Raw genomic sequence first — 10,880 nt, 5'->3', positions numbered from 1 at the left:
AGCCTTAGCTCTTTGAGCTATTTGGTGTTGTTGAGTCAAAATCGCCGTCAAACTCTCGTTTCTCCTCCCTTTACCTTCCTAAATCTCCGTTCTGTAAGGCTTTTCCTTGAATCCGCGCCTTGACGGTGTGGTGGGCGCATTCCTATAGTGTGCGCAAGTGGCGGAAAGTGGCACAAAGTGGGTTTTTTGAACGTAAAACGTTAAAATTTGGAGAAACGCATCTGTGTTTCGCGGAGCTAACGCTATCAGTCTCGATGCAAAAGGCCGTCTCGCCATGCCGAGCCGGTATCGTGACGAGCTCATTTCGCGAAGTTCAGGCCAATTAATCATCACGATTGATGCCGTTGATCCTTGTTTGTGCGTTTACCCCCTCGATGAGTGGGAGTTGATTGAAACCAAGTTGCGCGCACTGCCTTCATTGCGTGAAGAAAACCGACGCCTGCAGCGTTTGCTGATTGGTAACGCCGTCGACCTCGAGCTCGATGGTAGCGGTCGTTTCCTGGTGCCACCGCGTCTGCGCGAGTACGCCAAGCTCGACAAGCGCGCAATGCTGGTGGGCCAACTGAACAAGTTCCAATTGTGGGACGAAGATGCCTGGGATGCTGTTTCTGCAGCTGACCTGGCTGCTATTCAACAACCGGGCGCCATGCCTGATGAACTGCGTGATTTGATCCTGTGACTATTGATAGCGGCTTTAACCACATCACCGTACTGCTTGACGAAGCCGTTGAGGCTCTCGCCGTACGCGCGGATGGCTGCTATTTGGATGGCACCTTCGGCAGGGGTGGGCATAGCCGGTTGATACTCAGCCAGCTCGGGTCCGACGGCAAACTCCTCGGTTTCGACAAAGACCCTCAAGCGATTGCCACCGGGCAAGCGCTAGCGGCCGAAGACGGCCGCTTTGTCGTTGTGCAGCGTAGCTTTGCCGAGCTGGGCGCGGAAGTGGTCGAGCGCGGCATGGCAGGCAAGGTGGCCGGGGTTTTGCTCGATCTGGGCGTGTCTTCGCCACAGCTCGACGACCCGGAGCGCGGCTTCAGCTTCATGAACGACGGCCCCCTCGACATGCGCATGGACCCAACCCGGGGTGTCAGTGCTGCCCAGTTCATCGCCACCGCGCCAGTGGAAGAAATTGCCCGTGTGTTCAAAGAGTACGGTGAGGAGCGTTTCGCCGGCCGCATGGCGCGCGCCGTGGTCGAGCGCCGCGAGATCCAGCCATTCGAACGCACCGCTGACCTGGCCGAAGTGCTGAAGGTCGCCAACCCTGCCTGGGAAAAGGGCAAGAACCCGGCAACCCGTGCGTTCCAGGGCCTGCGTATTCACGTCAATAACGAACTGGGTGATCTGGAAGCCGGCCTTGAAGCCGCTCTGGACGCCTTGGAAGTGGGCGGTCGCCTGGTGGTGATCAGCTTCCACTCCCTGGAAGACCGCATCGTCAAACTGTTCATGCGTCGTCTGGTCAAGGGCGAGTCCGACAACCTGCCGCGCAACCTGCCGGTACGTTTCGAAGCCTTTGTGCCGAAAATCAAAATCCATGGCAAAGCGCAGTTCGCTTCCGAAGCCGAACTCAAGGCCAACCCACGTTCCCGTAGCGCCGTCATGCGTGTCGCGGAGAAACTGCGGTGAGCAAGCTTTTCGCCAAGCCCCTCCCGGGCGGCAGCTTCTTTATGATGCTGCTGTTTATCGGCGTGCTGGTGTCCGCGATTGCGGTGTCCTACAGCGCCCACTGGAACCGCCAGTTGCTCAATACCCTGTACGGGGAATTGAGCGTGCGCGATAAAGCGCAGGCGGAGTGGGGCCGGTTGATCCTCGAGCAAAGCACCTGGACCGCCCACAGCCGTATCGAAGTGCTGGCCACCGAACAGCTTAAAATGCACATCCCGGGCGCGGCTGAAGTCCGCATGGTGGCGCCATGATGAAACTCGAAGGCGCACTCTACCCATGGCGCTTCCGCGTGGTGCTCGGCTTGCTCGCGCTGATGGTGGGCGCAATCGCCTGGCGGATCATCGATCTGCAGGTCGTTGACCGTGACTTCCTGATCGGCCAGGGCGATGCCCGTAGCCTGCGTCATATTCCAATTCCTGCGCACCGTGGCCTGATTACCGACCGCAACGGCGAACCCCTGGCCGTCAGCACCCCGGTGACGACCCTGTGGGCCAACGCCAAGGAACTGCAGACCGCCAAGGAAAAATGGCCAGAACTCGCAGCCGCCCTGGGTCAAGACCCGAAGGCCTTGGCTGAGCGTCTGGAAGCCCAGGCCAATAAGGAGTTCATCTACCTGGTTCGCGGGCTGACGCCTGAACAAGGTCAGCAAGTACTCGACCTCAAAGTCCCCGGTGTCTACGGCATCGAGGAATTTCGTCGTTTCTACCCGGCCGGTGAGACCACCGCGCATATGGTTGGCTTCACCGATATCGATGACCACGGTCGCGAAGGTGTCGAGCTGGCCTACGACGAATGGCTGGCTGGGGTTCCTGGCAAGCGGCAAGTCATCAAGGATCGGCGCGGCAGACTGATCAAGGACGTGCAAGTCACCAAAAACGCCAAGGCCGGTAAGCCCTTGGCGTTGTCGATTGACCTGCGTCTGCAATACCTGGCCAACCGCGAGCTGCGTAACGCAATCATTGAGAACGGCGCCAAAGCCGGCAGCTTGGTGATCATGGACGTGAAGACCGGCGAAATCCTCGCCATGGTCAACCAGCCGACCTACAACCCGAACAACCGTCGCAACCTGCAACCGGCGATGATGCGTAACCGCGCAATGATCGACGTGTTCGAACCGGGTTCGACCATGAAAGCCATCTCCATGAGTGCCGCCCTGGAAACCGGACGCTGGAAGCCGAGCGACAAAGTCGAGGTCTACCCAGGCACCCTGCAGTTGGGTAAATACACCATTCGTGACGTGTCCCGTACCGAGGGTCCGGTGCTGGATCTGACAGGTATCCTGATCAACTCCAGTAACGTGGGCATGAGTAAGGTCGCCTTCGATATCGGCGGCGAAACCATCTACCACCTGGCGCAGAAAATCGGCTTGGGCCAACCCACCGGCCTGGACTTTCCGGGCGAGCGTGTCGGCAACCTGCCGAACTATCGCGACTGGAAAAAGGCCGAGACAGCCACGCTGTCTTACGGCTACGGCCTGTCGGTGACGGCGATCCAACTGGCCCATGCTTTCTCTGTATTGGCCAATAATGGCCGGATGGTTCCGTTGAGCCTGATCCACGTCGACGAAGCGCCGACAGCCACTCAGGTGATCCCGGAAAAAGTCGCCAAGACCATGCAAGGCATGCTGCAACAAGTGATCGAAGCACCACGCGGCGTATTCCGTGCCCAGGTGCCTGCGTATCACGTGGCGGGCAAGTCCGGTACCGCGCGTAAGACGTCGGTGGGTACCAAGGGCTATGCCGAAAACTCCTACCGCTCGCTGTTCGCAGGCTTCGGTCCGATGAGTGATCCGCGCTACGCCATCGTTGTCGTGATCGATGAGCCAAGCAAAGCCGGCTACTTCGGTGGCCTGGTATCGGCGCCGGTATTCAGCAAAGTGATGTCCGGCACCCTGCGTCTGATGAACATCACGCCGGACAACCTGCCGCCGACCCAACAAGCGAACGCCGGACCACCGGCCGCTGCTGTAAAAGCCAATGGAGGGCGCGGCTGATGTCTCTTAGCCTGAACAAGATTTTTGCCCATGCCGGTCGCGATTTGCTGATTCGCGAGCTGAGCCTGGACAGCCGTAACGTACGTGCCGGTGACCTGTTCCTGGCGGTGCCTGGCGGCAAGTTCGACGGCCGCGAACATATTGCCGATGCCTTGCAGCGCGGCGCGGCGGCTGTGGCTTATGAAGTGGAAGGCGCCACCGTGCTGCCAATCACCGATGTGCCGTTGATTCCGGTCAAGGGCCTGGCTGCGCAACTGTCCGACATTGCCGGGCGTTTCTATGGTGACCCGAGCCGTCAACTGAACCTGGTGGGTGTGACCGGTACCAACGGCAAGACCAGCGTGACCCAACTGGTCGCCCAGGCGCTTGATCTGTTGGGCCAGCACTGCGGCATTGTCGGCACCCTGGGGACTGGCTTTTATGGCGCGCTGCAAAGCGGCCTGCACACCACGCCAAACCCGATTGCCGTGCAAGCCACCTTGGCCGACCTGAAAAAGGCCGGTGCCAAGGCGGTCGCCATGGAAGTGTCGTCCCACGGTTTGCATCAGGGCCGCGTCGCTGCGTTGGCTTTTGATGTGGCGGTGATGACCAACCTGTCACGCGATCATTTGGACTATCACGGCACCATGGAGGCCTACGCTGCCGAAAAGGCCAAGCTGTTTGCCTGGAATGACTTGAAGTGCCGCGTGGTCAACCTGGACGACGAATTTGGTCGTCAGTTGGCGGCGCAAGAGCACGAATCGCGTCTGATCAGCTATAGCCTGGAAGACGCCGGCGCTTACCTGTATTGCCGTGAAGCCCAATTCAATGACGAAGGCGTGCGCGCCACACTGGTAACGCCACAAGGCGAGCACCATTTGCGCAGTAGCCTGCTCGGTCGATTCAACCTGAGCAACGTCCTCGCCGCGGTTGGCGCGCTGCTCGGTCTGGATTACGCCCTCGACGAAATCCTGCGCGTGCTGCCGAAACTGGAAGGCCCGGTTGGTCGCATGCAGCGCCTGGGTGGCGGCAAACAGCCGCTGGTGGTGGTCGATTATGCCCACACCCCGGATGCACTGGAAAAAGTCCTGGTGGCCCTGCGTCCACACGCCAAGGGCAAGTTGTTGTGCCTGTTCGGCTGTGGCGGTGATCGCGATCGCGGCAAACGCCCGTTGATGGCTGAAATTGTCGAGCGTCTGGCCGATGGCGTACTCGTCACCGATGACAACCCGCGTAGCGAAGACCCGAGCCGGATTTTCGATGACATTCGTGTCGGTTTCAAAGACGCCGACAAGGCTACCTTCGTTGCGGGGCGCGGTGCCGCCATCGCTCAATTGATCGCCAGCGCCAGCGCTGATGACGTGGTGGTACTGGCCGGTAAAGGTCACGAGGACTACCAGGAAATCAACGGCGAACGTCACGCTTTCTCCGATCTGGTCGAAGCCGATCACGCCTTGACCGCCTGGGAGGTTGCCCATGCTTAAAGCGATGAAGTTCAGTGAACTGACCCAGGCTCTGTCGGCCCGTGTGTTGTCGAGCGATTGCAGCTTCGACGGCGTCAGTATCGACAGCCGCAACATCAAGCCGGGCCAGTTGTTTGTCGCCTTGGCCGGCCCGCGTTTTGATGGTCACGATTACCTGAATGACGTTGCCGCCAAAGGCGCCGTTGGCGCGCTGGTGCAGCGTGAAGTCGCAGACTCCACATTGCCGCAATTGCTGGTCACCGACACCCGCCTGGCACTGGGCCAACTGGGGGCGCTGAACCGTGCTGCCTTCAGCAAGCCGGTTGCAGCCATCACCGGCTCCAGCGGCAAGACCACGGTCAAGGAACTGCTCGCTGGAGTATTGCGCACGCGCGGGCCGGTGCTCGCCACCCGTGGCAACCTGAACAATGATTTTGGCGCTCCGCTGACCCTGCTCGAATTGGCCCCGGAACACACGGCGGCGGTGATCGAGTTGGGCGCTTCGCGCATCGGCGAAATTGCCTACACCGTGGCGCTGACCAAGCCTCACGTGGCGATTATCAACAATGCCGGGACTGCCCACGTTGGCGAATTCGGCGGCCCGGAGAAGATCGTCGAAGCCAAGGGCGAAATCCTTGAAGGCCTCGATACCTCCGGCACAGCTGTACTGAACCTGGACGATAAGGCCTTCGAAACCTGGCGTGTACGCGCCGCCGGGCGCAAGGTCCTGACGTTTGCCGTGTTGAACGCAGCGGCCGATTTCCATGCCTCCAATATCACGGTGGATGCCCGTGGCTGCCCATCCTTTACCTTGCATACCCCGCAAGGTGACGAACACGTGCAGTTGAACCTGCTGGGCAATCACAACGTCGCCAATGCCTTGGCTGCCGCGGCTGCCGCCCACGCCCTGGGGGTGTCGCTGTTCGGAATCGCCACCGGTCTGGGTGCGGTGCAGCCAGTCAAGGGCCGTACCGTGGCGCAGTTGGCTGCCAACGGCATGCGCGTGATTGATGACACTTACAACGCCAACCAGTCTTCGGTCTGCGCCGCCATTGATCTGCTCAAGGGTTTCGCCGGTCGCAAGGTGCTGGTGCTGGGCGATATCGCCGAGCTGGGTGACTGGGCTGAACAGTCCCACCGCGAAGTCGGCGCTTATGCCACTGGCAAAGTCGACGCGCTCTACGCCGTTGGCCCGAACATGGCTCATGCCATCAACGCCTTCGGCCCCGGTGCGCGTCACTTCGCGACCCAGGCTGAATTGATCCAGGCGCTGACAGCGACTGAGCAAGACAAACACACCACTATTTTGATCAAGGGATCGCGCAGCGCGGTGATGGAAAACGTCGTCGCGGCCTTGTGTGGCTCAAGTACGGAGAAACATTAATGCTGCTGCTGCTGGCTGAGTATCTGCAACAGTTCTACAAAGGCTTCGCGGTCTTTCAGTACCTGACCCTGCGCGGGATTCTGGGTGTGCTGACCGCGTTGTCTCTGTCGCTGTTCCTGGGGCCGTGGATGATCCGCACCCTGCAGAACCTGCAAATTGGTCAATCGGTTCGTAATGACGGCCCGCAGTCGCACCTGTCCAAGTCCGGCACCCCGACCATGGGCGGTGCATTGATCCTGTCGTCCATCGGCATCAGCACCTTGCTGTGGGCTGACCTGCACAACCGCTACGTGTGGGTCGTGCTGCTGGTGACTCTGCTGTTCGGTGCCATCGGTTGGGTCGATGACTACCGCAAAGTGATCGAGAAAAACTCCAAGGGGCTGCCAAGCCGCTGGAAGTATTTCTGGCAGTCGGTGTTCGGCCTTGCCGCTGCAATTTTCCTGTACACCACCGCGCCAAGCGCCGTGGAGACCACCCTGATCATCCCGATGCTCAAGGACGCCAGCATTCCCCTGGGCGTCGGCTTCGTGGTGCTGACCTACTTCGTGATCGTCGGTTCGAGCAACGCGGTGAACCTCACCGACGGCCTCGACGGCCTGGCGATCATGCCGACGGTGATGGTGGGCGGCGCGCTCGGCATCTTCTGCTATCTGTCGGGTAACGTGAAATTCGCCGAATACCTGCTGATCCCTTATGTACCGGGTGCGGGTGAACTGATCGTATTCTGCGGCGCGCTGATCGGTGCCGGCCTGGGCTTCCTGTGGTTCAACACCTATCCGGCACAAGTCTTCATGGGCGACGTTGGCGCACTGGCGCTGGGTGCGGCCTTGGGCACCATTGCTGTGATCGTTCGCCAGGAAATCGTGCTGTTCATCATGGGCGGTGTGTTCGTGATGGAAACCCTGTCGGTGGTCATCCAGGTGGCTTCCTTCAAATTGACCGGGCGTCGTGTGTTCCGCATGGCGCCGATTCACCACCACTTTGAACTCAAGGGCTGGCCCGAGCCGCGTGTGATCGTCCGTTTCTGGATCATCACCGTGATTCTCGTGCTGATCGGCCTTGCCACCCTGAAACTGAGGTAGAAACGAGTGTCCTTGATCGCTTCAGACCACTTCCGCATCGTTGTCGGCCTCGGCAAGAGCGGCATGTCCCTGGTTCGCTTCCTGGCGAACCGGGGTGTGTCGTTCGCCGTGGCCGATACGCGGGAAAATCCACCGGAGCTGGTCACGCTGCGCCGTGACTACCCGCACGTGGAAGTGCGTTGTGGCGAGCTGGATGTCGAGTTTCTGTGCCGTGCCGACGAGCTTTACGTGAGCCCCGGCCTGGCCCTGGCGACACCGGCCCTGCAAGCGGCGGCGGCCCGTGGCGTGAAGCTGTCGGGCGATATCGACCTGTTCGCGCGTAACGCGAAAGCGCCGATCGTGGCCATCAGCGGCTCCAACGCGAAAAGCACTGTGACCACCCTGGTTGGCGAGATGGCCGTTGCGGCCGGCAAGCGTGTGGCTGTGGGCGGTAACCTCGGCACCCCGGCACTGGACTTGCTCAGCGATGACGTCGAGCTGTACGTGATGGAACTCTCGAGCTTCCAGTTGGAAACCACCCACGACCTCGGTGCCGAAGTGGCGACTGTGTTGAACGTGAGTGAAGACCACATGGACCGCTACAGCGGCCTGCCGGCGTACCACTTGGCCAAGCACCGGATCTTCCGCGGCGCCAGGCAAGTGGTGGTCAACCGCCAGGATGCCTTGAGCCGTCCGCTGATGGGCGAGGGCCTGCCGTGCTGGACTTTCGGCCTGAGCAAACCCGACTTCAAGGCCTTCGGCATCCGTGAAGAGAATGGCGAGAAATACCTGGCCTTCGAATTCCAGAACCTGATGCCTGTGCGCGAACTGAAAATCCGTGGTGCCCATAACCAGTCCAACGCCTTGGCGGCCTTGGCCCTGGGGCATGCCGTTGGTCTGCCATTCGACGCCATGCTGTCGGCGCTGCGCACGTTCGGCGGCCTTGAGCATCGCTGCCAGTGGGTCCGCGACTTGGATGGCGTCAGCTATTACAACGACTCCAAGGCCACCAACGTCGGTGCCGCCTTGGCGGCTATCGAAGGCCTTGGTGCCGATATCGAAGGCAAGCTGGTGCTGATCGTCGGCGGTGACGGCAAGGGTGCCGACTTCAAGGATCTTAAAGGCCCGGTCGCTGCACATTGCCGCGCCGTGGTGTTGATGGGCCGTGATTCGGGCCTGATCGGCGCGGCCATTGGTGAGGCGGTGCCACAGGTACGGGCGATCTCCCTGGACGACGCCATTGCCCAATGCAAGGCCTTGGCCCAGCCCGGCGATGCCGTGTTGCTGTCGCCGGCCTGTGCCAGTTTCGACATGTTCAAGAACTACGAAGAGCGTGGCCAGCTGTTCGCCCGCGGCGTGGAGGCCTTGGCATGAGCATCAACTTGCGGAACATCATCAAGCCGTACCCTTCGCCGATCATTACCGGGCGCGGTATTGACCTTGATTTCCCTATGCTCGCCGGCTGCCTCGCGCTGTTGGGCCTGGGTCTGGTGATGATCACTTCGGCGTCTTCCGAAGTGGCCGCCGTCCAGTCGGGCAACACCCTGTACATGATGATTCGTCACCTGGTTTACCTGGTGATCGGCCTCGGTGCATGCATCGTTACCATGATGATCCCTATCGCTACCTGGCAACGCCTGGGCTGGATGATGCTGATCGGTGCGTTCGGCCTGTTGATCATGGTGATCCTGCCCGGTATCGGCCGTGAGGTGAACGGTTCGATGCGCTGGATCGGCTTCGGCGCGTTCAACGTACAGCCGTCGGAAATCGCCAAGGTGTTCGTGGTGATCTACCTCGCCGGTTACCTGGTGCGTCGCCAGAAAGAAGTGCGCGAAAGTTGGATGGGCTTCTTCAAGCCTTTCATCGTGCTGCTGCCGATGGCCGGTTTGTTGCTGATGGAGCCTGACTTCGGTGCCACCGTTGTAATGATGGGCGCGGCAGCGGCGATGCTGTTCCTGGGGGGCGTGGGCCTGTTTCGCTTCACCTTGATGGTGGTGCTGGCGGTCGCGGCGGTGACGATTCTGGTTCAGGCGCAACCCTACCGGATGGCTCGTCTGATCACCTTTACCGACCCGTGGTCCGACCAGTTCGGTTCCGGCTACCAGTTGACCCAGGCGCTGATCGCCTTCGGTCGCGGCGAGTGGTTGGGCGTGGGGCTGGGCAACAGCGTGCAGAAGCAGTTCTACCTGCCGGAAGCCCACACCGACTTCGTGTTCTCGGTACTTGCCGAAGAGCTGGGCGTGGTCGGTTCGCTGTGCACCGTTGCGCTGTTCTTGTTCGTCTGCGTGCGCGGCATGTACATCGGCTTGTGGGCCGAGAAGGCCAAACAGTATTTCGCCGCCTATGTGGCGTACGGCTTGTCGTTCCTGTGGATCGGCCAGTTCCTGATCAACATCGGGGTGAACGTCGGCCTGCTGCCGACCAAGGGCCTGACCTTGCCGTTCCTCAGTTACGGCGGCAGTTCGTTGGTGATCTGCTGCGTGTGCCTGGGCTTGTTGCTGCGCATCGAGTGGGAGAGTCGAACCCACCTGGGCAGCGAAGAGATGGAATTCAGCGAAAGCGATTTTGCCGAGGAGCCGACCCATGGGCGCTAACGTGCTGATCATGGCGGGCGGCACCGGGGGCCATGTGTTCCCGGCCCTGGCGTGCGCCCGCGAATTCCAGAACCGTGGCTACACCGTGCACTGGTTGGGTACACCGCGCGGCATCGAAAACGATCTGGTGCCGAATGCCGGCTTGCCCCTGCATTTGATCAACGTCGCCGGCCTGCGTGGCAAGAGCAAGTTGTCGTTGCTCAAGGCGCCGTTCGTGCTGCTCAAGGCGGTGTGGCAGGCACGCAAAATCATCCGTGAATTGAAGCCGGTGTGCGTGCTTGGATTCGGTGGTTATGTGACCGGCCCAGGCGGTGTTGCGGCGAAGCTCGCGGGCGTGCCGGTGATCGTGCACGAACAGAACGCCGTCGCCGGTACTGCCAACCGGCTGCTGGTGCCCTTGGCCGCCCGGGTCTGCGAGGCGTTCCCGAAGACCTTTGGTGCCTCGGACAAACTGCGTACCACCGGCAACCCTGTGCGTACCGAGTTGTTCATGGATATCGCGCGCCAGGCTCTGGTCGGGCGCAAGGCGCACTTGCTGATCCTGGGCGGAAGCCTGGGTTCCGAGCCGCTTAACAAACTGCTGCCGGAAGCGGTGGCGCAACTCCCTGTGGAACTGCGCCCGGAGATCTTCCATCAGGCCGGCAAAGATCACGGTGAAGTCACCGCCACGCGTTATCGCGAGGCCGGTGTGGAGGCGAATGTGCAGCCCTTCATCAAAGACATGGCCCATGCCTATGGCTGGGC

At 60.8% G+C, this 10,880-nt stretch carries 10 protein-coding genes; all 10 read left to right on the top strand.

From position 1 onward, the window contains the following. The first annotated feature begins 223 nt into the window (after window positions 1-223). Window positions 224-679 (top strand): division/cell wall cluster transcriptional repressor MraZ, encoded by a 456-nt coding sequence (gene mraZ, locus ACRESD_RS19500; protein WP_003171868.1) that lies wholly within the window; start codon window positions 224-226, stop codon window positions 677-679. Then, a complete protein-coding gene (gene rsmH, locus ACRESD_RS19495; RefSeq protein ID WP_431752395.1) occupies window positions 676-1,623 on the top strand; it encodes a 16S rRNA (cytosine(1402)-N(4))-methyltransferase RsmH in 948 nt (315 codons plus the stop codon). Before mraZ ends, rsmH begins: the two co-directional genes overlap by 4 nt. Continuing rightward, a complete protein-coding gene (gene ftsL / locus ACRESD_RS19490; protein WP_431752394.1) occupies window positions 1,620-1,913 on the top strand; it encodes a cell division protein FtsL in 294 nt (97 codons plus the stop codon). Before rsmH ends, ftsL begins: the two co-directional genes overlap by 4 nt. Then, window positions 1,913-3,655: a peptidoglycan D,D-transpeptidase FtsI family protein gene (locus ACRESD_RS19485; protein ID WP_431752396.1), complete on the top strand. Its 1,743-nt coding sequence runs from the start codon at window positions 1,913-1,915 to the stop codon at window positions 3,653-3,655. The genes ftsL and ACRESD_RS19485 overlap by 1 nt, the downstream gene beginning before the upstream one ends. Further along, entirely contained in the window at window positions 3,655-5,118 is a 1,464-nt protein-coding gene (locus tag ACRESD_RS19480) for a UDP-N-acetylmuramoyl-L-alanyl-D-glutamate--2,6-diaminopimelate ligase (RefSeq protein WP_431752393.1), read from the top strand. Before ACRESD_RS19485 ends, ACRESD_RS19480 begins: the two co-directional genes overlap by 1 nt. Continuing rightward, complete coding sequence (locus ACRESD_RS19475) at window positions 5,111-6,481, top strand: UDP-N-acetylmuramoyl-tripeptide--D-alanyl-D-alanine ligase (RefSeq protein ID WP_431752392.1); 1,371 nt, start codon at window positions 5,111-5,113, stop codon at window positions 6,479-6,481. Before ACRESD_RS19480 ends, ACRESD_RS19475 begins: the two co-directional genes overlap by 8 nt. After that, entirely contained in the window at window positions 6,481-7,563 is a 1,083-nt protein-coding gene (mraY, locus tag ACRESD_RS19470) for a phospho-N-acetylmuramoyl-pentapeptide-transferase (RefSeq protein ID WP_060753913.1), read from the top strand. Before ACRESD_RS19475 ends, mraY begins: the two co-directional genes overlap by 1 nt. Window positions 7,564-7,569: 6 nt before the next feature. Beyond that, window positions 7,570-8,916: a UDP-N-acetylmuramoyl-L-alanine--D-glutamate ligase gene (murD, locus tag ACRESD_RS19465; protein ID WP_431752391.1), complete on the top strand. Its 1,347-nt coding sequence runs from the start codon at window positions 7,570-7,572 to the stop codon at window positions 8,914-8,916. Beyond that, complete coding sequence (gene ftsW, locus ACRESD_RS19460) at window positions 8,913-10,136, top strand: putative lipid II flippase FtsW (RefSeq protein ID WP_431752390.1); 1,224 nt, start codon at window positions 8,913-8,915, stop codon at window positions 10,134-10,136. The genes murD and ftsW overlap by 4 nt, the downstream gene beginning before the upstream one ends. Then, window positions 10,126-10,880 (top strand): UDP-N-acetylglucosamine--N-acetylmuramyl-(pentapeptide) pyrophosphoryl-undecaprenol N-acetylglucosamine transferase (locus tag ACRESD_RS19455; protein ID WP_431752389.1); only part of this gene is annotated, 755 nt, incomplete at its 3' end. The genes ftsW and ACRESD_RS19455, both read left to right, overlap by 11 nt.

This window comes from Pseudomonas sp. (assembly GCF_050739995.1).
In the GTDB taxonomy this organism is placed as follows: Bacteria; Pseudomonadota; Gammaproteobacteria; order Pseudomonadales; family Pseudomonadaceae; genus Aquipseudomonas.
The sequence above is the reverse complement of the archived record's forward strand: the minus strand, read 5'-3'. Positions and strand labels throughout refer to the sequence as shown.

Bases quoted from the DNA above. Each gene is read 5' to 3' on its own strand.
- ACRESD_RS19475 (WP_431752392.1), top strand. From the start codon at position 5,111: ATGCTTAAAGCGATGAAGTTCAGTGAACTGACCCAGGCTCTGTCGGCC.
- mraY (WP_060753913.1), top strand. From the start codon at position 6,481: ATGCTGCTGCTGCTGGCTGAGTATCTGCAACAGTTCTACAAAGGCTTC.
- ACRESD_RS19480 (WP_431752393.1), top strand. From the start codon at position 3,655: ATGTCTCTTAGCCTGAACAAGATTTTTGCCCATGCCGGTCGCGATTTG.
- ACRESD_RS19485 (WP_431752396.1), top strand. From the start codon at position 1,913: ATGAAACTCGAAGGCGCACTCTACCCATGGCGCTTCCGCGTGGTGCTC.
- ftsW (WP_431752390.1), top strand. From the start codon at position 8,913: ATGAGCATCAACTTGCGGAACATCATCAAGCCGTACCCTTCGCCGATC.